The 23,502-nt window shown below is 70.1% G+C and carries 16 protein-coding genes and 1 pseudogene; 2 read left to right on the forward strand and 15 right to left on the reverse strand.

From position 1 onward, the window contains the following. The first annotated feature begins 495 nt into the window (after nucleotides 1-495). Together PV419_RS44375 and PV419_RS44380 are read left to right on the forward strand one after the other, a co-directional pair. Complete coding sequence (locus PV419_RS44375) at nucleotides 496-2,913, forward strand: DEAD/DEAH box helicase (protein ID WP_319698869.1); 2,418 nt, start codon at nucleotides 496-498, stop codon at nucleotides 2,911-2,913. After that, complete coding sequence (locus PV419_RS44380) at nucleotides 2,913-3,302, forward strand: hypothetical protein (protein ID WP_319698870.1); 390 nt, start codon at nucleotides 2,913-2,915, stop codon at nucleotides 3,300-3,302. Before PV419_RS44375 ends, PV419_RS44380 begins: the two co-directional genes overlap by 1 nt. Nucleotides 3,303-3,521: 219 nt before the next feature. Here PV419_RS44380 and PV419_RS44385 read toward each other — a convergent pair. The 15 genes and pseudogenes from PV419_RS44385 to PV419_RS44455 form a co-directional block, all read right to left on the reverse strand. Further along, nucleotides 3,522-3,653, reverse strand: a pseudogene (locus PV419_RS44385) (restriction endonuclease); the annotation flags it as partial. 152 nt (nucleotides 3,654-3,805) lie between these two features. Further along, nucleotides 3,806-4,006: a hypothetical protein gene (locus PV419_RS44390; RefSeq protein ID WP_319698871.1), complete on the reverse strand. Its 201-nt coding sequence runs from the start codon at nucleotides 4,004-4,006 to the stop codon at nucleotides 3,806-3,808. Between the two features lie 65 nt (nucleotides 4,007-4,071). Further along, a complete protein-coding gene (locus tag PV419_RS44395) occupies nucleotides 4,072-4,326 on the reverse strand; it encodes a hypothetical protein (RefSeq protein ID WP_319698872.1) in 255 nt (84 codons plus the stop codon). Between the two features lie 96 nt (nucleotides 4,327-4,422). Next, nucleotides 4,423-5,277, reverse strand: coding sequence for a methyltransferase (locus tag PV419_RS44400; protein ID WP_319698873.1), 855 nt, complete (start codon nucleotides 5,275-5,277; stop codon nucleotides 4,423-4,425). A gap of 109 nt (nucleotides 5,278-5,386) precedes the next feature. Beyond that, entirely contained in the window at nucleotides 5,387-11,782 is a 6,396-nt protein-coding gene (locus tag PV419_RS44405; RefSeq protein WP_319698874.1) for a DUF3560 domain-containing protein, read from the reverse strand. Continuing rightward, complete coding sequence (locus PV419_RS44410) at nucleotides 11,779-15,618, reverse strand: hypothetical protein (RefSeq protein ID WP_319698876.1); 3,840 nt, start codon at nucleotides 15,616-15,618, stop codon at nucleotides 11,779-11,781. Before PV419_RS44410 ends, PV419_RS44405 begins: the two co-directional genes overlap by 4 nt. Nucleotides 15,619-15,664: 46 nt before the next feature. Then, nucleotides 15,665-15,943, reverse strand: a complete 279-nt coding sequence (locus PV419_RS44415; RefSeq protein ID WP_319698877.1) for a hypothetical protein — start codon at nucleotides 15,941-15,943, stop codon at nucleotides 15,665-15,667. Nucleotides 15,944-16,129: 186 nt separating this feature from the next. Next, on the reverse strand, nucleotides 16,130-16,468 hold the full coding sequence (locus tag PV419_RS44420) for a type II toxin-antitoxin system prevent-host-death family antitoxin (RefSeq protein WP_319698878.1): 339 nt from the start codon (nucleotides 16,466-16,468) through the stop codon (nucleotides 16,130-16,132). Nucleotides 16,469-16,821: 353 nt separating this feature from the next. Then, nucleotides 16,822-17,364, reverse strand: coding sequence for a hypothetical protein (locus tag PV419_RS44425; RefSeq protein ID WP_319698880.1), 543 nt, complete (start codon nucleotides 17,362-17,364; stop codon nucleotides 16,822-16,824). Nucleotides 17,365-18,004: 640 nt separating this feature from the next. Further along, nucleotides 18,005-18,277, reverse strand: coding sequence for a hypothetical protein (locus PV419_RS44430; RefSeq protein ID WP_319698882.1), 273 nt, complete (start codon nucleotides 18,275-18,277; stop codon nucleotides 18,005-18,007). A 34-nt stretch (nucleotides 18,278-18,311) separates the two neighbouring features. Continuing rightward, nucleotides 18,312-19,448 carry a hypothetical protein gene (locus PV419_RS44435; RefSeq protein ID WP_319698884.1) on the reverse strand — a complete coding sequence of 379 codons (1,137 nt, stop codon included), beginning with the start codon at nucleotides 19,446-19,448 and terminating at the stop codon, nucleotides 18,312-18,314. Nucleotides 19,449-19,519: 71 nt separating this feature from the next. Next, nucleotides 19,520-19,822, reverse strand: a complete 303-nt coding sequence (locus PV419_RS44440; RefSeq protein WP_319698886.1) for a hypothetical protein — start codon at nucleotides 19,820-19,822, stop codon at nucleotides 19,520-19,522. A gap of 120 nt (nucleotides 19,823-19,942) precedes the next feature. Beyond that, complete coding sequence (locus PV419_RS44445; RefSeq protein WP_319698888.1) at nucleotides 19,943-22,018, reverse strand: ATP-binding protein; 2,076 nt, start codon at nucleotides 22,016-22,018, stop codon at nucleotides 19,943-19,945. Nucleotides 22,019-22,035: 17 nt separating this feature from the next. Continuing rightward, nucleotides 22,036-22,527 carry a hypothetical protein gene (locus tag PV419_RS44450; RefSeq protein WP_319698890.1) on the reverse strand — a complete coding sequence of 164 codons (492 nt, stop codon included), beginning with the start codon at nucleotides 22,525-22,527 and terminating at the stop codon, nucleotides 22,036-22,038. A 16-nt stretch (nucleotides 22,528-22,543) separates the two neighbouring features. Beyond that, nucleotides 22,544-23,065 carry a hypothetical protein gene (locus tag PV419_RS44455; RefSeq protein ID WP_319698892.1) on the reverse strand — a complete coding sequence of 174 codons (522 nt, stop codon included), beginning with the start codon at nucleotides 23,063-23,065 and terminating at the stop codon, nucleotides 22,544-22,546. Between the last annotated feature and the right edge of the window lie 437 nt (nucleotides 23,066-23,502).

The raw sequence follows: 23,502 nt of genomic DNA on the forward strand, positions 1-23,502 counted from the left end.
CCGCAAGCGGGGGAATTGAATTCCGTAAACGGAATTCTAAAAGCATTTCAATTCGCGCAAGCGCGAATTGCAGGCACCCGCGCAAGCGCGGGTGCCGAGGCTGGCAGTAAGAGGAGGTGCATTGCGTGCGGGACTGTGTAGCCACTGGGAATCCCAGCCACCACCCCCGCAACGGATTGACGGACTATCGGCCTGACAGGGTGCCGGCCCCACCGCAGTGACGGGCTCCGCTGCGCTCCACCCGAACCCCTCGCCAGCATCCCAACTCGCTCCGGCAGGTTCACCAATACCCTGCCAGCATACCGCATCAGCCGCACCCATGGGCGAGAATCAGTCAAGTATCAGCCTACAGGGCGAACCTGTCGCGCGGATGATGCATCACGTCCCTTGACTGTGTAGGGTCTGGAACCAGACACCACCACCCCGGCCCGACTCGCCGCGCCGGACTTTCCTTTCTGATTGCGCGCCACATTCTGCGAAAAGGAGACCACGGGAATGGCCGTGAAACTGCGTGAGCACCAGATTGAGGCCGTGGCCGCCATTGTGCGCGGTCTCGATATCCCGCCGGGCGGCATTCCCTTCAACGGCCTGCGCGGGCAGGTGCACGCCGCGTGCGGAACCGGAAAGACCATCATCGCGGCGGCGTCCGCTAAGCGCATTGTTCCGAAGGGCCGCGTACTCGTTGTGGTGCCGACGCTGGACCTTCTGGCGCAGACGATCAAGGCGTGGCATGACGCCGGGCACAAAGGGCCGGCGGTTGCGGTGTGCTCGCCCTTGGACGACCCGGAGCTGTGGAACCTGGGGGTGCGCTCCACCACGAACCCTGTGCAGCTGGCGATGTGGCACGGCCAGGGGCCGGTGACCATCTATGCCACCTACGCGTCGCTGGGGGTGCTCACGGAGGCGTTCGAGGGCGTCTACGGGCAGCATTTGGCCCCGGTGGACCTCGCGGTGGTTGATGAGGCGCACAGGGCTTCGGGCTCGATGGGCAAGGCGTGGGCGGACATCCACGACCAGACGAAGATCCCGGCGCACCGGCGGCTGTACCTGACCGCGACGCCCCGGATCTGGCAGGAGCGGCCCCCGCACTGGGAGGTCGCCGAAGGTGTCCGGGACGCGCTGCCCAGGGAGATGGCGGCCTCCATGGACGACGAAGCCGTGTTCGGCCCTGTGCTCTACAAGCTGTCGCTCGCGTCGGCCGTGTCGCGGGGCCTGCTCGCCCGCTACCAGATCATCGTCCTGGAGCTCCAGGACCCGGTCGTCACGCCCGAGCGGCTGATGAGCGAGGACCAGCACACCGAGGAAGTCCGCGGGCAGCGCCTCGGAGCCCTCCAGGCCGCGCTCCTGCACACCATGGCGCAGCACCGTCTCCAAACGTGCATCACCTTCCACCACCGGACCATAGAGGCCGCTGCCTACGCGGAGGGCCTGGAGCGCGTCGCCAAGCGACTGCACGCCGACCAGCCCGAGACGTACCCGCCGGAGATGTGGGCGGACTGGCTGTGCGGCGAGCACGTCCCCGAGCGCCGGCGGGACGTCCTGGGCAAGTTCGGCTCCACCCCCCGGCGTGCCGTGCTCTCGAACTGCCGTGTGCTGGGTGAGGGCGTGGACATCCGGGCCGTGGACTCCGTGGCGCTACTGGACCCCAAGGGCGCGCCGCACGACATCGTGCAGGCCATCGGCCGCGCGCTGCGTCAAAAGCCCGGACAAGGGAAGCTCGCCTCTTTGATCGTGCCGGTTTTTCTCCAGCCGGGAGAAAAACCGGAGGATATGTTCACCTCGGGATCGTACCGGCCTTTGGTGAAGGTATTGGAAGGTCTGCGCGCTCACGACGAAGAGTCCGTGGAATTGCTCGCTATCCCGCAGGAGCCTCAGAAGGACGTGGCGCAGCCGTCCGAGTACATCGGTGCGGCGCCCGGAGATGACGAGGAAGAAACCCGTCTCTTGCTCCGTTTTGCCGCCCCGCGTGACCCGGTGATGGTCGCGGACTGGGTCAGCTTCAACGTGATCGACACCGAGCGCCAGGACTGGGCTCGCGGCTGGGCGGCGCTCAAAAAGTTCACCGAGCGTGAGCTTCACGCTCGCGTGCCCTATGAACACCGGGAGGGTGCGTTTCCGCTGGGGACCTGGGTCGCAGAACAGCGAAGGGCCTTCGGGGCCGGGCAGATGACCGGCAAGCGGGCGCAGCGCCTGGAGAAGCTGGGCATGGTCTGGTCGATCGCCGATGAGCGGTTCCAGGAGAACCTGGCGGCAGCCCGGGTGTACTTCGAGGATCACTGGACGCTGTGCGCGCCCCGGACTGCGTCGGCCATGGACAAGCCGGTGGGGCAGTGGTTGTCCAACCTGCGCCGCCCGGGTGCGCTCGCCAACAAGCCGGAGTGGGAGGCCGCGCTCCTGGCGGTCGATGAGGACTGGAACCCGGAGTGGCCGGCGGAGTGGCAGCGGCACTTCGCCGCGCTGCGCGAGCTGGTGCGTGACGAGGACGGCCCGGCGGGGGTCCTGCCGGGGTTCACGGTCCACGGGATGGACGTGGGCAAGTGGCTGGCCCGGCAGCAAAAGCCCGAGGTCTGGGCGGCCCTGGCGGAGGGTCAGCGCGAGCGCTTGGAGGCCGTCGGCGTCACTCCGCTCCCCGCGGCTGCGGCCCCGGCGGAGGCGGACGTGCCCGCGGAGGCGTCCACGGCGCCCGTGAGCGCCTTCGAGAGGGGCGTTGCGGCCCTGGCGCAGTACAAGGCCCGCACGGGCTCTGTGACGGTCCCCAGGGCCCACGTAGAGGCGTTGCCGGACGGGTCGGAGGTGAAGCTGGGTGTGTTCCTCAGCAACAGCAAGAGCCGCCGGGCCAAGCTGACCGTCGACAAGCTCGCCGCGTTGGCCAGCCTCGGGCTGGAGTGGGCGGCAGCGGAAGGCGCAGCGTGATGACCGAGCGCGACGAAGAGCAGCGTATGCAGGAAGCCGTACGGCGGCACGTCCGCAACAGCGCGTTCGCGGAGGCGGAGCAGGTCATCTCGGCTCTGCTGTCCGACCCTGGGGTGCGGGAGGCGCGGGCGCAGGTCGAGGCGGCGGAGACGGAGCTCGGCATGGAGCTGCGTGCCCGCCTCCAGCCGTTCCAGGACCGCTACGACCAGGCGGTGCGCGACGGCGACGCGGCCCTGCTCACCGGGATCTGTCCGGGCAAGCACGGCGGCTGGGGGCGGATCTGCGTGCTGGACGACGGTCACGAGGTGTCGATGGAGGCACCGCACTGGGGCCGCAACAGCGAGGGACAGCCGATCGCGTGGGTGGGCAGCGCACCCGACGACTGGTGAGGTCACGCCGCTGCCTAGGGACCGGAGTTGGGGCGGTGTGAGGCGGGCGGACAGGACCTCGGGCGCACTGGGCGGCCCGGGGTCCTTCGCTGTCCGGGGCCAGCGGCACCGCACCCAGGGCCTACACGCACTTGAGTGCGATGTCGTGGGCTCTGAGCAGCGGCATCGCACTGGTGTGCGTGTAGGCCCTGGGATCTTGGGCCGCTCCCCCTCCGCGAACTACGGGGCGGCCGGGATGGGGTCGATGAGGCGGTCCAGCCGCGTGTAGAGCGCCCGTACGAGGCGTGCACGGTTCTGGACGCAGCGGGCGGTGCCTTCCAGCAGGGCGGACAGGCATCCGTCGGCTTCACGGGGCGCCCGCGTACGCGAGACGAAATCACCCGTCCGGGCGGCTGGTTGGCGGCAGCCGAGCTCTGGCTGATCTCAGCAGCAAGCCCGCCCGGCACCACTAAGTAGGGGCCTCTCCAACGGTGAAGAGACCCTCACTTGGCGGTCGTAGTCGATCAGGCGATGGCTCCTCGGTCGGCGTGGCGCTGGGTGCTGTGCTGGCGTGCGGCGGAGTTGATGCCCTGGAAACCGAGCGGGCCGACCAGGTCAGTCCAGGGGCAGCTGCGGCAGTTAGCCGACCAGCCGCTTCCCTCGGGGTCCTGGGTGAGAATCACGGTGCCTACGGTCAGGCGGCCGTCGAAGTCGTCCTCGGTCATGCGGCGATCTCCTCGTTCTCGAACTCGAACACACTGTGTCCAGTCCCGGGGCCGTGGACGTGTGGTCAGGCTTTGCGCGCGGGGGCGTTCCAGCGGTTGCCTTGCCGGGTCCAGGTGCCGACCGTGAGGCCGAACCGGTTGGATGCGACGGCGGCCGCGTGTTCCAGTGGCGGCGTGGTCACCTGGTGAGAGACTTCCAGGCTGTGGCGAACGGGCGGCCAAGGGCTGCCTTTCCGGGTGATGGTGAGCACCCAGAAGAGGACTTCGCGGGTCAGGGTGACGGTTCGCTCGAGGGTGGCAGTCGGCTGGCGTACGGACATGCGTGGGTGTCCTGTCTGTGTGAGGTCTTACAGGTGGGCGAGTGCTGCTGTGGCGCCGGAGCCGGATCCGAGGAGCTGGGCGCGGGTGGTCTCGTCTTAGGCGATCGCGAGGAGACCGGCGTACCGGTCGTCGTTGGCCGTCCGGGACTCGACAGCCGGGGTCAGAGCGCGCGCCTTCTCGGCGTTCTCGGCCTCCCGCTGCAACCGGTCTTCTTCCACGTTGTGGCAGGCGATTTCCACTCTTGGCGCCACCCCGTGCCATTCGCCGCGCCATGCGGCGGTGTCTACGCCGTAGTTGAACCACATGGTCATGCCGGTCTCCCGCTCGAACCGGGCCACCTCGGGCAGCGTCTCGCGGGAGGACTGCACGCGCCCGCTGTAGCGGAACGGCGTTGACTGCTGCGGGAGGACGTGCGCGCCGGCGGGCGCGAGGTGAGCAGCGATGTCCATCACGTGCAGCTCGAAGAGGGGCCCGCGGTAGCGGGGGGCGTTTCCGCTGCGCTTGATCCTGCCGAAGGGCGGATTGGAGATTGCCGCGTCGAAGGTGCCGAGGCCCAGGTTCAGCACGTCGATCACGTCGGTCTGAATCCACCGCGCCTCGGGGAGCACCTTCCGCCCGACCCTCACATACTCGGGGTTGGCCTCCACACAGGTGAGCTCACGGTCGATCAGGTGCATGGCGCTCCCCCAGTAGCGGCGGGCGGCGTAGGCGAGGCGGCCGATGCCCGCGCACAGGTCAATCACGCGGTCACCGTGCACGTGGTGCGCCACCTCCGAGGCCAACCCCATAGGCGTGAAGAACGCGCCGTCGAGGACGGATGCGGTGTCGGCGGACTCCTGCCAGTGCTTGAGCACGAATTCCCGCTCTTCTTCGGTCAAGTCCCGGTCCAGGCGGGTCAGGGCGTCGGCGTCGCGGTGGTTCTTGGCTGCTTCCTTGGTGAGCTTCCCCATGATCGGGCGGTCTCCTTATGGCCGTTTTTGGCATGGCGGGACCTGGGTCCCTGGTTGGTGATGGGTGCCGGGCGGGTATCGGCGGCCCGGCGCGCCGTGGTGCGTACGGTTAGGCGCCTACTGCGTCCCATGCGGCGGACAGGCCGGCGAGTTCGCTGCACAGGGCGTCGAAGTCATTCGCCAGGTCCGCGCTCGCGCTGTGCTGCTCCGCTGCCACCGGGGCAGGGGCCGGGGTCCGGCGGGGTTGCGGGATGATGACCGGTCCGCGGTTGACGGGCCGTGCCACCGGGCGGACCGGTGCGGGCATGAGCGCCCGGCGGACCGGGACGGCGGGGAGCGCTGCGGGTTCGGGCATGGCGATGGCGGTCATCTGTGCGGGTTCCGGCTTGCGGTACGGGGCGAGTGCGGTTGTGCGGGGCTCGTGCCCCTCGGCCCACAGAGCCTGGGCCGGAACGTGGATCCGCTGCCCGTTGTCCAGGTCGACGCACACCCCGCGCGCCGGCTCGGTGTGACGAGTCGTCCCCGCCTGCCCCCGGTAGGTGACCCGCTCCCCGGGCTCCCAGGAGGCGCGGCCGCCGACGCCCGGCGAGACAGGGAGTGCCGCGCGTTCGGGCGCCGGGGCGATGGCCGGGCGCTGTGCGGCCGGGGCCGCGTACGGCTTCGGGTTCTGGAACCACGCGGCAACCTTGGCCGTCAGTTCCTCCGCGGGGAGGTCGTAGCGGGCGCGTACCTCTTCGAAGTGGGCGGCGAACCGCTCGCGGGCCTGCCGTACCGCCTCGGCGGGCCAGGGGCCGGCCTCCATGAAGCGGGCCGCGCTGTCGTAGTGCTCTCCGAGGGCGGCCACTTCCTCCGGCGTCGGCCCCGCGGGGGATTCGGGCTCCTGTTGCTTTGTCTTCTGGGCGGCGGCTCGGGTGCAGTAGAGCCAGTGGGAGGCGGAACAGGTCGCGGTGCGCTCGGCGGCGGCGCGGCCGGGCTGGATGTGCCGCCCGCAGTGGGCGCAGCCCTCGGCGCTCTTCTCCTCGGGCTCCTGCTGGTGAGCGGCGGCGATCTCGGCGGCGGCCTTCTCGCAGGTAGTGCATGTGGTGCCGTCGAAGGCGTCGCGGTCGAAGCACTGCGGGCAGGCAGCGGGGAACGCGGCGCCGACGTCGGCGGGCCAGTCACGTGCCGGGGTGATCCCCAGTTCTGCCAGGACACCGGCAAACCGGCCGTCGTCGGTGACGAATTCGAAGTCTTCCCCTATGGCGCCGGGCCGCTCGGTCCAGCACAGCATGTAGGACTTACCGGAGGTGGCGGGGTGGCTGCACAGCCGTTGTGCCTCTTGTCGGGTGACGCGGTACAGGCCGCGCATCCGGGCTGGGGTGCTGTTCTGGCTGACGATGAACACCAGGGCGGGGCCGTCCAGCCACCGCGCGGGGGCCGGATCCACGGTTGCGGGGGGCGCGGGCGTCGGGTTCGCGTCGTTGTTGGTGACGGTCTCGGCACGGGGTCCCTCGTTGTCCGCCGCCGCGGGCTCCTTCTCCTGCTGCCGCTGCGGTTCCTCCTCGACCTGGGCGGGCTCGAAGGCGTCCGCGTCCAGGAACAGCGCCCGCGCGCCTTCCAGCGTGGCGACCTCACGCCACGGCACACCCGGCGCCCACCCGTACGCCCGGACGAACACCCACCCCGAACCGTCGCGCTCCCATTCCGCGGTGGCCTTCTGACCGCTCCGGTTGAGCTGGGTGTTCAGCGTGCACCGGTCACCTTCTACGCGCAGGGAGGCAACCCACCGGATCGTTTTGGCCGCCGCCAGACACAGCGCCTGCGCATCGGCGGGGGCCTTCAGCATCGCGGCCGGAACCTTCACCGGCTCCGCCTCGGCGGCCTGGCCGTCGTCGTCCTGCTCGGTATCGGCCGGCCGCGGCTCGGCGGTAGCGACATCCGCGGCGCCCTGGTCCTCCTCCTGCTCGTACTCGGCGGGAGTCTCCGGCTTGGGCTTGAAGTTCTGCGGCTTGGCGTGCCCGCACTCCAGACACCGCCCCCGCGTCCGGCTGTAGACCGGGCGACCCTTGGTGACGTACTGCCCGCAGTGCGGGCACGCCATCCGCTCTGCCTCCGGCTCCGCTTCCGCAGCATCCATGCGCGCGATGTCCTCAGCAGACGCCCACCCGCGCACCGCGTCATAGGGGATGGTGTAGCCGTCGCGCGGCTTGTACCCCTCCGGCTTACGGTGCACCGCCTTACCGATCCCGCCGTGAATGTGCGGAACGGTAAGCGTCTTCTTGTTCACCCGGCACACCTCCCGCCAGGTCCCGCCGGTGTTGACGAAATCACCCTTCGCGAAGTCGTCCGGACCCCAGATCTTGAACCCGCGGCGCTCCGCCTCGGCGATCACCTCACGCTCAAACGCCAGCTTCTCCGCGATCTCCTCCGCCTCGATCTTCAGCTCTTCCATGTTCGATCGGGTGAACCCGCAAGCGGACTGCCCCGCCTGCCACCGCTCGTTATCGCGCTGCTCCTTCTCAAACTTCTCGATCCGCCGCAGCGTGCGCCGCGGGTCCCGCTTGAACGCCTCGAAGCTCTCCGCCGCCCGCGTCCGCAGCGCCCAATACGCCGCCTTCTTCTCCTCCTCGATCGACCGGTGCATGTGGTTGTCCATGCGCTCGATGACCCGACGGTGCCGACGCTCGGAGTGGTGCCCCACCTTGATCGGCTCGCCGGTCATGTGCTCCGCGATGGCATGCGAAGCCTTCCACGCACCCTCAGACCTGGCCGAAGCGTTCCCCGCATACTCCGCGTACCGCTCCGCCCGCGCCTCCGCCCGCTCGATCTGCTCGGCCTGCGCTTCGGCGTAGCTGCGCCGTTTGGCGTTGTCCTTAACGACGCAGACCTTCAGGCCGAGCTCTGCCCGCAGGTAGCCCGACAGCTTATTGATCGTCCAGTCGTCGGCCGCGTGGTCGCGGGAGTGGTACAGCACCCATGCCCCCACCTGACGCGACCAGCGGAAGCCCATACCGCCGCGGCGGCCGTACTCCTTGCGCTTGAGGATGTCCCGAACCGCCTTCGGCCGGGTGTCGCCCTCAACGCTGGTGCCGGCCGCGCGGGTGTGCCTGATGACGATGTCGGCCGCGTCCTCGTCATCAACGACAAGAGCCGTCATCTTGGCCAGGTACTCCGCGGGCGTCGTCTCGTCGCTCCCTTCAGCCCCCTGGCCGGCCGCCGCCTTACGGGCCGCCTCCGTGACGTCGTCGCCGTCCCGGTAGCCGGGAAGCGCATCCGTGTTCACCCCGAGGTCCGCCGCCACACAGAACGCGCACCGGGCTGCGGTGTTCTTGCACGTCCACCGCGCCACCCCGTGCAGGGTGTGAAAGTCGGTCATGCAGGTGCCGTAACCGGCCTTCGTCACCACGTAGCCGCCGACGACCACGCCGCCGCCTTCGCGCTCCTCGCCCTCGTGCGAGCACACCGGCCGCGAACCATCCAGGGGTTTGACGATGTCTGCCCCGCACGAGCAGAACCCGGCAACCGCCCGCGGTGCCCCGGTTTCTTCCTCGCCCGTGTACGGCTGCACCACCGGCGCCGCCGCCTCCTGCTCCTGCTCCGCCGGCGGACTGCCGTGGACGTCTCCGCCCTGCGGGCGGGGGGTCTCCACCCCGGGGCAGGCGCCGCCCTCGGTGTCCCACCCGTCGACCGTGCCAAGGGCGCTCACGACGTCCGGCCGTGCCGTGGCGGCCGGTTGGGAAGCGACGGCCGCCGCCTCCGGCTGCTCCTGCTCCTGGTCGCTCTCGGGGCGGGGCTCGTTGTCGAAGTACTCCCCCCGGGACAGCAGCCTGTACACCTTCCCCGCCTTGGTGTCCCCGTGATCGGTGTCCTTGCCGGGCTCGGTCACGGCGCCGATGCGCAGCGCGCGACCCCACAGCTTCATAGCGTGGTGCCCCTCGCCGGTCAGGCCGAAGATCCGGCAGCTGGGGGTCTGTGCATAGACGTTGAGGAACCCGCCGCGCCACAGGCCGATCATGCGGGCGCGGGCAATGTTCTTGTTCACGTCCGCCCGGTCGGGGCTGACATCCATGGCATAGAAGCCTTTGGCGTCCTCGTACACCTTGCCGTCCTCGACCCAGCGCAGCGCCCGGTACTGGTTGTCGGAGAACGCATAGGCGGCGGCGGCTTCGATCTGCTCGGGGGTCATCACGTCGGCGTCCCGGTTGGCGTGATCGGCCAGGTGCAGCTCGGCGGCATCTTCGGCGTCCTGCCGCATCGGGTAGATCTCGGCCCGCTGAGGGTCGGGCACGGGGTCGCCGAACTTGTTCAAGGCCATGGAGATTGGGCCGTGCCGGTCGCACTCGGCCACCCAGCGGGTTTCGGCGAGGTCCAGGGACCTGGCGCGCGCCGGGGCCTTGCTGACGTAGTTGTCCCCCACCACCAGCGGCGGCGTGGTCCCCACGGGGGCGGGGGCCGCGTCGCTCTCGTCCCCGGCGGCCGGCTCGTGGGCGCCAGCAGCGGCCTCGGCCGGCGGGAGCTCGGTCTCGTCCTGGGGGAGCGGGTAGCCGTCGGCGTGGGCGCGGATGATGTCGCGGACGCTATCCGCGTACGGCTGGTCATTGATCACCGACGGGTTCCCGATCCGTCCCCCGTCGGGGGAGACGATCACCCACGGCCAGTCTTCGCCCTTCACGATCACGTACGTCTGCCCCCGGGTGATGCCGTGCCACAGACTCCCAGTGATCTTCTTGACCGTTACGCGCCGCTTGCCCTTGCCCATCGTGAACTCGCCTCCATGCTTGTCGCCGTGCACCGTGAGTACGACCCCGTCAAACTGCCTGTCGCATGCCGCCTGTTCGCGCTCCGACCGCTCCCGGTCGCGCTCCGCCTCGGCCGCCGCTCGCTCCGCGCGCTCGCGCTCCTTCGCCGCCGCCCGCTCCGCGTCCAGCTCCGCCCGCTCCCGCTTCTGCCTGACGTCCTGCGCCTCAGCCCACCGCATGCACGCATCCAGCCGCCGCCGCTCCTCTGCCCCACCCCGAAGCGGTTCGAGGGTGCGGGACAACTCCTTGGCCCGGTCCGCGGAAACCCGCGGCTTCTTCGCCGCCTTCCGCCGTGCTTCCTGCGCGGTCTTGTCGTCCTCGTGCAGCCCTTCCGGGAACACCTGGCACATGCGCGCGACCTTCGCGCCGTCCTCGGTCGGCATGAGACGGCCGCGCTTCCCCTCGCCCGGCACCCGGATGAACGCACCCGACACCAGCAGTGCGACCCGCGCGGCGGAAACCCGGCGCCCCTCGCCCTCACGCCTGCGCACGATCCCGGACGTGTCGGCGGCCAGGTTCCCGGCGACCACGGCCGCCATGACCTCAGCCACACCAGCCGACCAGTTCAACCGGGGCAGCTCATGGCGCGCCATGTACCGATCGTGTTCCCACGCCTGCCGCTCCCTGCGGGTCTGCTCCGGCGCATGCTGGGCGGGATCGGCCGGAACGGTCTGCTCGTACCAGGCCGCCATGTCGTCGCCGTCGCCCGCGTCGCTACCCTCGCCCCCTTCGCCGGCCGCCGGGTGCTCGGCAGCGACGCCACCGGCGGCCAACTCGGCCGCCGCCGCGTCCGCGATGATCCCGGCGCAGCGCGAAAGCTGCTCGCCGATGCCCGCCGTACCCGCGAAAGGCAGTTCGGGGGCCTCCCACACATGCCGGGCCAGGTCCACATACGCCACCCCCGCCAGCACCACCGCAGAGCACTTGTCCACGCCCAGCGACAGCGCCTGACAGACCAGGGTCTCCGCCTCGACCGTGTCAGGGTCCCCGGCCTTGACGTCGTACGTCTCGATCACCGTGTCTGGCTTGATCAGCCCGTGCAGCGCGGACAGGATCAGCACCGCGTCCCCCGGCTCGGCCATCGCCTCAGCAGCCGACAGGCACGCCCGGTGATACGTCCCCGTGTAGAGCTCACGCGCCGCCGCCCGCTGCACCCCCGGCGCCTTCTTCCTCGAGCACGGCACCACCAAGACCCGCGAACCGGGCAGCACCACCGCGCCCAAGGGCTGCGCGGATGGCTCGATGACCTCACACCACACACCGCCCCCGGCCACCTCCCGCCCGACCACGACACACCGCGCCCCCTGGCGGTCGATCCGCCGCACCCGGAACGCGGGGCCAAGCTCCGGCGCCTTGGCCAGCGCGACGCCGGACGCGGTGCGCTGCGTCTTGTACGCCCGCACCACCTGCCCCGGCCGCACCTCGTCCCAACCGGCGACCGTCCAGCCATCGGCCAGCACGGGGGAGCCCTCACGCTCACGGCGCGAAACCTCCGCGTCGACGGCCCGAGCGACCGTCCAGCGGTCGGCGACATCGGCCAGCGCCGCGGCCTGGTCAGCGTGCGCCCCCTGCCACGTGTCCACGCTCCCGACGGCCAGCCAGGGACGGTTACCCCGCCCGCCCCGCCAGATCTGCCCGGCCTCCTGGCCGTCGATGGTGACCGGCCGTCGGCCATCCGTCCCGACAGGCCCCACCACGGGGCCGCCCGCCATCTCCTGCGCACTCACGACCCGGTCACTCCGTCCCAGCGGGCCGAGAGACCCGCCAGAGCGCCCGTCAGCAAGTCGAAAGGGTCGCCTACCGGCTCACCCCCGCCGATGGACTCCAGCGCGGGCGCGGGCTGTGGGATGGGGGGCGCCGGGAACGCCACGGCCACCGGCCCCGGCTCGGCCGCACGCAAAGAGTCCGCGCTAGTCCCAACCGTCGGCTCCACCGGCCCCGGGGCGCGGGCCGCCTCGGCCTTGTCGGCGTCCTCCGCCGCACACTCGAACAGGTGGCGAACCTCCGTCGCGGCGCTCTCGGCCTCACCGGCCGCGCGCTCCATCCGCTCACACTCCGCCATGTAGTCGGCCAGGCGCCCCGCTTCCCGGTACGTCTCGGCCCCCGTGGCGTAGTGCGCCGCTTCGCGGTCGGCACAGTTCACCTCGTCCGAGGCCTCCTCGCAGAACCGGGCAGCGCTCCACACGTCCTCAGCCCGCGACCCGTCCGCGTCGGTGACGCGCCCCGTGCACTCCTGCGCCCGCTCCACATCGGCCCGCGCTCCGGCCACGGCCATAGCGACACGGGCACGCGCCGCCGTCAGCCGCTCCAAAGCCTGCGCCCATGCCTGCGCATCCTGCCCCGAGGCCTCACGCGCGGTGCGGGCCTCCGCCTGCCCGTTGGTACCCGCGGTGATTGCCTCCGCCCGCGCGCTCGAGCGTTCCTCGGCGTAGCGGGGCTCCCACTTCAGCGACCGCTGCAAGATCTGTACGCCCTCGTAGGTCTCCCGTGCTTCCAGGTAGGTCGCCCACTGGGCGGGGGCGTGCTCGGCGTACGTCGCCGGGTTCGAGTGGGCGGCGTGCGGGTACTGCGTCCATTCCGTCAGGTGCTTACGCTCGTTCAGCGTGTTGTAGCCCGTGGGCTGACGCCGCACCGCCTCGGCGTCCTTACGGAACCGCTCGATCACACGGGCCGCGCCGCGCTCGTGCACATCCCGCCCGTGCGCGAGGTCCTCGTCTGTCACGTGGTCAGCCACGGCCAGCGTGTACGCCAGCGCCGACGCTGCGACACGGTCACCGGCCGCCAAGGACGCACACGTGTACCGCGACGGGTGCGACGTCTGCCGCTCGTTATCCCGGGATTCCGACCATGTGTCAGCCTGCGCCACCATCGAAGCGTTGATGTCCCCGTGCTCGGCGAACCAGGCAACCCAATCCCGTGTGGAGTCCTCGAACATCTGCCGCACCCTGGCGTAACCGGCTGCCGTCGGCTCGATCTCCTCAGCCGCACACCGCTTTCGCCACGCCGTCTCTTCGGCCTCTAGCTCTGCTTGCCCCGCCTCCACCACGGGCGCGCCGAGTGCTTCCCGCTCGGCCCGCGCCATGGCCCCCGTGATGTGCTTCCGTAGTTCCTCGACCTGAGTACCGGCCAGTACCACAGCCGGCCGCCACGGAGCGCACCCCCGTGCGTCCTCCGCGTTCGTCTCCACCATCCACGCGGCGGCAGCGTCCACAGCCTCACGGGCCATGCTCTCTGCGGTCTTGGCTTCCGAGTAGGCCGCCGCCGCGATGTCGACCGCCCGCCGCCCGACGGGGGTGGAGCTGTCCAGGGCGTTGAACGCGTCGCGGCACTCGGCCAGCATGTCGGACACCTTCGCGGCGGCGTCCGTCATCTGCCGCACCCACTCCGCGGCATCGCGGCCCCACACCGTCCGCCCCGTGCGCTCATGCTCACGGTTGGCGATACGCAGCGTCGTAACGTCGCCCAGGATGTCTCGGTATCCGGCGGACGACTGCGAACCCATGTATCCGCCGCCGTCTTCCTTCCATGCGGCGCGGTGCTCCCGCTCATTCAGTCCAGCACGGGCCAGCACGCCCGCCGACACGACCACGACGCGCACCCACACGCGGCCCGTCCACTCACGGCGCGCCGACACATCCCACCCACGCTCAGCCGCTGTGGCGTACACCTTCCGCGCGTTCGCGGGCATGCCCTCCAATACCGCCGCCGTCATGTCCGCCTCGGAGCGCTCCGCGTCCCGTTCCCGGGGGAGTGGAACCGGGCGGGGGGTGGCGACCCCTGGCACCGCGCCGCCGTCGCTCTCCCACGCGTCCACGCTGCCCGGGTCAGACACCCCTGTGGGCGTCGGGGCAGCGGCGGCAACCTCTGCGCGCTCCGCAGCATCGGCCGGCGCAGCCTCGGGGGTGTCGCTGTCCACTTCGGGCACGTCCAGCCCCGACCGGCGCGCCGACTCGTACAGCCACTCCGCCGCACGCTCCGCACGCTCCGCCGCACTGCGCACCCCCCATACGCCGCCCGCTGCGTAAGCGCGCTCCGCCGCCCTTACCGCGGCGCGCCCCTCCTCGTGCACGTCGTACACACGGTCCTCGTCGCCGTCTGACAGGAGGTGGACGACCGGCGACCACACCGACCACACGGCGGCCAACCGGCAGCCGGCCGCGCGAGCCTGCTCGTGCGCCGCTTCGGCCTTCGCACGCTCCGCCTCACGCTCCGCCGCGATGTCCGCCGCAATCTGCGTCTTGGTGGCGTGTCCGTCCGCGTGCGCCTCGGCGTGCGTGCACACAGCCTCCGGGCGGTTTTCGATCGCCCATTCCGACAGGGCCGTTGCGATCTCCCCCCATAGGCCCGAGACGCGCGCCCCATCGGGCAGCGTCACGGCGTACGGGTCACCGGTCCGGATCCACTCCGCCCCGTTGTCCCCACTCTGCCCATAGGCAGACTCGCCGGTTTCGATAAGGTCGACACGCACCCCAGCGACTGACACACAACCCACAAGCGGACCACCCACCATGCGGACACACTCCGGGAACCGCTCCACAGCAGCACGCGCGTCCGCTTCCGTGACGTGCCCACGCAGCACAGCCGCGCGACCCTCGTACGAGCCATCCCAACCCGGGCGCGACCACACGCGCTCACCGGCCGGAACGTCAAGGCTGTAACCAGGCTCGACCGGCACGCCATCCGCCGTCGCGCACTCCGCGGCACCCTCCGCCGCCGCGTGCCCCGCCGGAACCTCGGCCCCTTGGGGGGCGGCAACGTCGTCCCCTTCGCCGATCACGGCGACCGGCGCCACGTCGGCCACGTCAACCGCCGCCGCAAGATCACCGCGCTGAACCTGTACGGCCGTCAGACGGACCGCTGTACGGTCCAGACCAGTCAGGTCCTCCGCAGCCTCAAACAGGGCATCAGAGATCACGCCGCACCGGTAGTCGTGCGCGTCCTCAGCGTCCGCCCACTCGTCCTCAGCATCAGAGTCCGCCCACGCAGCCTCACGCGCGCTTGCCTCAGCTTCCTTGACGCACTCCCCAAGTTCCTTCGCGAACTCCACGCACTCACGCGCGGCGTACTCGCAATCTTCGGGGAGCGGCAGCAATCCCCAAGCACGCTCGAAAGCTTCGCTGAACGTGTGCATAAGGTCGTCACACACGCGCCGAGCCTCGGCAAGGGTCTCCCGCGCGGATTCCGCCTCAGACTCCGCAGTGTCCGCCGCCACCTCCGCAGCGTCCGCCGCCTCTACCTCCGGCAGGTCCTCGCGACCGGCCGCAACCCACACACCGAACGCGCGCCGGTACTCCGCCGTGCCCGGAGTGCGCCCCCACATGGCCGCTTCCAGTCGGGACAGTTCCGCAGCGTGCACCGTTTCCGCGACGTCCGCCACACCATGCGCCAGCTCCGCCGACTCCCGCGCCGAGCGAGCGCACTCGTCCGCCCGCTTCACCGCATCCTCAACGGCCTTGACCCGCTTCACCGCGCGGTCATGCGCGCGGGTGGCCTTGTCTCTCGCCGCGTACGCCGTACGTCGGTCCTCTTCAGTCAACACCGGTCCGTTGTTGGCCTGGTACATACGGAGATCTCCGATCGGGGAAAGGGCAGGCTGCGCGGGAGGACGCTTAGGCGTAGGTGGGTGCGGGCGTGCGCCGAAACGGTGCGCTCATGCGCTCCCATGCGGCACGGACGGCCGTCCGTACGGACCGTCGGGCAGGGGTAGCCGGGGCGGCGGGAACGGTGGCCCCGGTAAGGGCAGCCACGTACCGGATCATGTTCCGGTAGCCGCCCGTTTCGTCGGCTCCGTATTCCTCCCGCACGTCGGCCATGACGGAGGAAAGTTCAGCGCGCAGTGCGGAAAGGTCCGCCATGACGTCGGCGTAGGTGCGCTCCGTCGTGTCCATCGCTGCTGTCCTCCGTGGCCGGTGTCGGGTGGTACGTCCATGACGCTAGCCCTGAATCGCGTACCTTACGCGATTCAGAACGTCATCTTTATCGATCCGTTACCAACGAGGGATGTGAGGGCCGAAACAGCGACGTGCCCCCGGCCGGTAGGGCCGGGGGCACGTCACCGAGTCGGACGCTGGCTATCAGGTGGTGAATCGCTCCGCGGGAACAACGGCAGCGATCAACGCCCCCCGCTTCGTTAGGAGAGCGGCGCACTGCTGTTCGCGCACATCCTGAATGATCTTCCCCATGGTGTGCTTCGCCTCAGTCAGAGTGAGTCGCTGCTCTCCGCCGGAAATCGCGCCGGTTTCGATCACGAACTGGGCGTACTGGGTCGCGCTGATGATGACGACAGCCGGCCGGGCGTTGCGGCTGATGTGCTGGGGGCGCCCATCGCTCGCAGACTTGATCCGCTGAGGGAAGTTGTGGTTGAGGTCGGTGGCGGTGATCCGGTCGCCAGCGGGGAGCGGTGTCGCACTCATACCGCATACGGTACGCGATTGAGCCGGGCAGGCCGTCGCCCGGCTACACGCGCGTAAGTAAGGCCCCGCGCCGTCCCAGACCCCCGAAACCGGGGGGTCAAAAAATGATGCGTCTGATGCGTCAATGCAGGTCGCAAGCGTCCCTGCGATGCGCCGAAGGCCGTCGCATCGACGCATCGCATGGCTTCCCGCAGCCGCATCTTGTCGCATCACGGCCAGGTCCTGACGCATCATGACGCGACGTTGGCGCATCGTTGCCGCATCAGCGGGCCCGGTTCGCCGTCCGGCGGGCGGGCTTGTCGGCGGGCAGTTCTGCAGGGTGGCGTCCGACTGGTTCAGCTGAGCAGAGGTCATCAGTTCGTCTCCTCGGCAGTGGCGTTAGCGGCGAGGAAAGCACCGGCCTCGGCAGCGGCCGCCTCGCTGGTGGCGTGCCCGGCGTCGTCAGACTTGGCGCTGGCGCCGTTGGCTCCCCGGGCGGTCCAGGCCCAGTTCCTGTTCTCCTGGTCGTAGATGACCCGGCCGGTTCCGCCGGCGGTCTCTATATCGACGGGGGCGGCGTCCTTGGGCGGGACGGCTCCGGGCCAGCGTTTGGTGGCGGCCTGGCGGCTGATCCCTGCAGCGGCGGCGAGCTGGGTGTAGCTCGCGCCGAGGATGCCCGCGGTGCGGGCCCAGCGTTCGCCGAGCTGCGGCATGAGCGGTTCGAGCTCCCGGAGGGCCCGGAGCATGGCCAGCTGCCACTCCGGGGTGCTCATGCACGTCGCCCAGCGGGGGTCGTCCTCAGCCAGGCCGCCGTACGGGACGCTGATCTTGTCCGCGAGTGTGGTCACCGCGTCGACCACAGCGTCGTGCAGGTCCTGGAGTTGGTCGGGCGTCGGGTCCCGGTACACATCAGCCATGCCGCAACCATAGTTGCGCGCAACCCAGGTTGCACTCTCTTCATGAGAGTTGGCATATGCCGGTTCGCCGACGTGGCAGCTGAGGCCGGGAGAGGGGGAGCCGCGTGACCGCCTCTCCACCCTCGCCGGACTGGTCTGGCTTGGGCTGCGTAGCCGAGTGCGAGAAGCAGTGAAGTGCCGCTCCCCTGTCGCCGCGTCCCAGTAAGGACAGTTTGGGCAGTGGCTCCAGGAGGATACGGGCGCACAGTGTGGCCAGTGCCCGCAGCAAGGTACGTGCCCGCAGTGTCAGCAGTGCTCACAGGATGGTCCGTGCTCACAGTGGGAGCAGTGGCTACAGGATGGTCCGTGCTCACAGTGGGAGCAGTGGCTACAGGGAGATCCGTACTCGCAGGGGAGGCAGTGCCTCCAGTAACGTCCCGGTCATGGCTATACAGATCATCCGATGGACGGAGGCCGCTGCATGACCTCAGCAGATGAGCAGCAGGCGGACGTGGTGGCTACTGAGGCGGCGAGGCCGACCGGTACAAAAACGATCCGAACCACGCTGGACCTCCCGGCCGACGTGAACCGTGCCTTGAGAAGATGGTGCGCTCTGGCCGCGGTTGAGGCAGACGTTGCCGCGGTACCCATGACGACAGCGCTACGGCTCCTGGTCGAGGTGCTCCTGGAGGGTGAGCCGCAGGACGAGCTGCTGCGCGATGCGGAATTGCAGCATCGGTTGCAGCGCGCCGTCATCCGCGGCGTCGCGCGCGTGCACGAACCAGACCGACACGCCGGGGCCTGACCGCGCTTCCCGGTCCAGGCCCCGCATCTCGGCGAGAGCACCGAGGCGGCAGTAGCCGTCGCGGATCGTCTTGAACCAGCCCAACGCAGTGGTGGGGCCCGGGGCCGCGGCGGCCCCGGGCCCCACCATTGCGAGGTCCCTGACGGAGAGTTCGGGCGGACGGTTACTCGTCTTTCCCGCCGCCGGGCTTCTTCGGTTCACGCGGCCCGTGAGTGGTGATCCCCTCGGTCATCCGGTTCGGCGGCTTCTGACCGTTGGCCCCCTTCCGGGCGCCGGCGTCCCCTGTGGTGCTGCTGGAGCTGCTGCCGGTCCGACCGCTGTGGGTGCTGATGCCGCGCTGTACTCCCTGGGCGGTGCTGGCGGTGGCGGCCGCGGACCGGCCGCCGAGGCCGACGGTACGGGCGCTCTGCCGGGCCACCTTCACCGCATCCCCCATTCCCGGCGCCCGGACGATGATGTAGATCGAGACGCCAAGCGCGATGACGGTGATGCCCAGACCGAGAGTGACGGCGCTGGTGTCTTCCGAGGTCTCCAGAGCGGCGGCCAGGCCGAGGGTGATGGCGATGACCGGCTCGATGAGGATCAGGGCGCCCATGAAGCCGGCCCAGCCCCTCACCTTGCCCCACAGGTCTTTGTCGACCAAGCCCGAGTAGACGATCACACCCAAGAGGGCTCCGACGTACAGGGCCAGCGCCCGGATGACGAGCAGCAGCCACAGTGCGCCGCACAGCGCGATGGTGGCGGCCGATACGACCAGGAGCATCAACGCGCCCCCGCCGACCTTCCCGGCCTGCAAGTCGGCACCGAGCTTGGTGAACGTTCCGCCCGGGTCGCCGCTGAACGCCCCGACCAGCGCGTCGGTGACTGCGCTGGTGGCGCCGATGACGGTGTACAAGATCAAAGGCGTGAATGCGGAGGCTGCGACGGCGATCCACAGCAGGCTGATGGCCTCTCCGAATGCGGTCGCCAGCGGCACGCCCCTCACGGCGCGCTTGACGACAGCAAGCAGCCACAGAATGAGCGTGAGGATGGTGGAGGCCGCGAACACGAGGGCGTACTGCTTCAGAAAGCCCTCGTTGGTGAAGTCGACCGCACGGTCGTCGGTGAGGACCTTGCCGAGCTGCTTGGCTGTCCAGTCGGCGGCGCGCGCGCATTCCTTGGCCAGGTTCATGAGCGGGTCGATGCTCTCGGGCGGCTGACCGCCTCCGCCACCGCCTTCGCTGCCCTGCTCGCAGGCCGTCTTGATACCGCCGGCCAGGTCCTTGCAGTCGTCAGGGTCAGGCGGAGCAGCTGGCAGCATCAGACCTCCCCCCAGGGCGTATACAGCTGTGGCGTGCACGTGGGTCCCTCCCCGTCCGTACGGTGTTGCAGTCAGTGCATAGTCTGGCGGGCGCGCCGCAGGTGGTGCGCCGCGGTGGTAGCGGATTGGCCAGCTTGGTGCAGTGCGCCAATCGCCTGATCAGTACGGGGTTCGCGGTGGCCCAACTCCCCGAGTGCGGCCGCCAGCTGCTGCGTGGCGGTGGCCATCGCTTCGGCGATCCGCGTGATGTCGTCGGTCGTGGTGGCGATGGTGTGGGTGTGGGGCCATTGGGCGCGGCCGGTGCGTACGTCGTTTGCGAGCCGGGTCAGGGCGTCGGCGGCGACGCGGGCGTGCTGGGCTGGATTCTGAGCCACCACGGGCCGGCTCCTTGGGGTTGCGTCACGTCAGGTCGGGATCGGTCGTGCAGGCGTCGCGTCTTGGTCTGAGTGGAGGCTTTGGCGCGCCATGGAGCGACGCTGCCACACCGGGGCGGTTCATGACAGAGCGCGCTGGATGTCTGCCAGCCGGTAGACGGCTGGGCGCTTGGGGTCCTCCTCGTGATTGAGCCGGGTGGATTGGATGTCCAGTTCGGCTTGGCGCAGGTGGGATTGCATGGTGCGGCCCACCATGAGGAGTCTGTTGGGCCGTCCGTTCCACTTGCCCCAGGTGGCCGGGTCGGCGGCCGCGAAATGATCGGCGAGCTGTGTGAGCGTCAGGTACTCGGGGTTGCCGTGCGCGGCGAACGCCTTCAGGAGCAGGCGGAGGATCTGAGGGGCGTCGCTCGGCAGGGTGGCGATGAGCGCCGGCGTCTCCAGCCGGGGCAGTCCGGCCGTCACCCGTTCGCGGGTGCGCCGGTCGGCTTCGGCCGGCGGCAGGGGCGAAACGTAGCGGAGCATCGGATGCCGGTGGCGGGGGGTGATGCAGTAGAAGCGGCCGGCGTCGGCAGGGAAGTCTTTTTCCGGGCTGGGCACCAGCAGGTGCGGGAGCCAGCCTTGAGAGATCGCGTCAGCCCGGCCGATCGTGACCGGAACGTCCGCAGCGCGGCAGGGCATCAGGATGCGGACGCCGAACGCGTCGGCGATGGCGTCGCCGAGGACTGGGCTGGTGGCGTCCTGGGTGAGGATCACGAGCGTGATCATGGCCTCGCGCCCGGTCCGCAGGATGTCAATCGCTGCTTCCTTCCCGCCGCTGGTGAGCATCGTGTATTCGTCGATCACCACGATGACCGCTGGGGCGTCGGGCGTCGGCTCCCACATGTCCTGGATGGGGGGCATGGAGGCGATGCGCTGTTTCACGCGTTCGAGAAGCGATTTGAGCGCTGCTTCCGCTTCTTCGGGGGTCCGCGCGGTCATGACGGCCATGGGGCCCAGGGCTTTCAGGCCACGTTTGACCGGGTCGATGTCCACGATGACCGCGTCGCGGCAGGCGGTGACGTACTCGGCGATGGCCTGCACCATCGCGGTTTTACCGCTGCCGGTGTCCCCCACGACGATCACGTGCTGCCCCGCGAGCACGACCGGGGTGGTCTCGCCCTCGATGGACAGGCCGAGGCTGACCGCCTGGGTGATGCTGCACGATGCCGGGGCCCGCTGCGGGTACGGCAGCGGCGCAGCGAACGGGTCGGACGTCAGGATCCGGAGGGTGATGTCCGCGCTGTCCTCGGCGCTGGTGAGCTGGGCAAGCAGGCGGTTCGGTCCGACGCGCAGGGTGGTGGCCACCGCGGGCAGGAGTCGGACCAGATCGCCGAGCGTGCCGCCCGACAGGATCAGGCGCACGGACCAGCCCCAGTCGGTTTCCGTGGGCACCACCACTTCGGCGATCTGTGCCCGTTCCTTGCGTAGCGCCAGGCGGACCGCTTCCTGTGTCCGTTTCGGGTCGCGGCCGGCTTCCCGGATGGGGAACGGTTCGGGCTCCGGCTCGGCGTCCTCTGCGAGCTCGGTGTGTGCGGGCGGAGCGGGTGGTACGAAAAGGAGCTTGGGGACGGGTGGCCGGCGGCGGGTGGGGCGGCGGCCCTGCGCCCACGCCAGCACGGTGAATACGGCGGTGGTCAGGGCGGTGACCACGAGGCCGGCGAGCGCGGAGATCCACCACAGGCCGACCCACAGCACGGGGAGTGCCACGATCCAGGCCGCGGCCGCGAGGTGGCGGCGGGAGCGGACCTGGCCCCGTCCGATCTGCAGCATGCCCGGGGTGACTTCGAGGTGGCGGAACTCCTCCTGCCCGATCTTGATCTGCAGTTGGGCCCACTGCATCATCCGGTACGAGATCATCGGGGAGGCGCCCATGCCGCCGAAGCCGTACCCGCCGTAGCCGTGGCCGCGGCTGCGCTTTTGTACCTGCATGCGCTGCATCTGCATGTAGGTCTGCTGCTTCTGCTGCTGCTTCAGCAGGGTGAGGTTCTGCTGTACCTCGGAGTTGACCCGCTGCCGCAGCTGCCGCCAAAGGCGGTACTGGTCGTTGAGGATCCTGTGCGCGATATGCGTGTCCGTCAGGTCCTCGGCCCGCCACCAGCGGCCCCACTCGGAGCGCAGATGGCGCAGTCCGTCGGCGATCCCGCCCCCGCCCGACATGCCGTGTCTCCTTGTTCTCAGATGCTGGTGGTGAGGATGTCGCCGACGGTGTTGCCGGACGTGCGGATCAGCCCCAGGGCCATGCCGACGAGGCCGGCCGAGGCGCCGAGGAAGACGCCGACCAGCGCGCCGCGGGCCACAGGTTCCTTGAGGTCGGCACGGCCCGACTTGATCAGCCCGGCGTAGAGCGCGAGCAGGCACAGTCCGGCGATCGCGCCGCTCACCCCGACCTTTTCGCCGCCGGTCAGGGACTTGTGCTCTCCTGCCTTGGCGACAGTCCCTGTGGCGCCCTCGAGGGCGTACTGCCCGAGGCCGTCACCGAGCGCCGCGGCCGCACCGCCCATCACGCCCAGGATCCCGCCGCCCAAAAACAGCAACGCAGCCAAAGCGACCCCGGCGAAAAAGTGGATCTTCGGGGTGGGGTCTCCGCCGCGCCACCGGCCAATTTGATAGAAGAGGATCACAAGGCCCAGGGCCACCGCGCCGATCCCGCCGGCGGCGGCTCCCACATCGTTCATGATCAGATCACGCTCCTGTCAGGAAATGGATCACGGCGCGCCCGATCAGGCGCGCGAGGGCGATGACAACAGACCACGCGAACACGGCCACGATCAGGCGCAGCAGGTAGCCGGTGTACTGGACGCGCCAGAAGCGCCCGATGAGCCGGCCGAGGCCCTGCAGCACGGCGCGGAACGCGTCCATCAGCACGCCGCCGAGCGCACCGCCGAGGGGGGTGACCATGACCAGGCCGAGCACCAGGAAAAACATCAGCGGCCAGCCCAGCAGCGCGAGCGGTCCGCCCTCGGCCAGGGAGCGCGCCATTGCCTCCGCGAGGCTGTCGTCGCCCCACGTCACCAGGGTCGCGATCAGGATCCCCGGCACGTTGTACTTCAGGCGCAGCCAGCGAATGTCCAGGCCGCGCTTTTGGGCCGCTGCGTGGGGGTTGGGCAGGTGGGCGGCCACGGTCTCGCTGATGGTGACGCCGATCTCCTGCCCGATCTCGTGTGCGGTGTGCAGCGTGGGGTCGGATATCGCCGGCGCCTCCACCCACTCGTTGCGCGCCTCGTCCCAGCGCCATTGCGGGTGACTTGCGGCGTGAGCAGGGTCGGCGCCAACGCCTCCGCTCGTACCTGGTGGGGGAGTTGTGGGGGGTGGAGGGGGTGGTGGGGGGCCGGGCGGCTGGGCGGGAAGCTGCCACCACTCCAGCTCTGGCTCTGGTCCCGCCCCTGGCTCTGGTTCTGGTTCTGGGGCGTCAGCGCCGGGAGCGGGAGGAAGTTCGGTCTCCTCAGCGCTCGCCCCGGTGCCCGTCTCGGGCCCGGGCTGCTCTGTGCGCGGGGCGGGCACTTCTGGCGGCAGCGGTTGGCGCACCGAGCCCGCTTCCGGCTCCGGGCCGTCGCCTATCTCCCCGTTGGCCATTCCGCCGCGCCTTCCCTCGCGTGAGGGCGTCCGCCGCCTTTGCAGCGTGCGGCGCCCGTTGTGTCGAT

The sequence above is a fragment of the Streptomyces sp. ME19-01-6 genome, assembly GCF_033793745.1.
Lineage (GTDB): Bacteria > Actinomycetota > Actinomycetes > Streptomycetales > Streptomycetaceae > Streptomyces.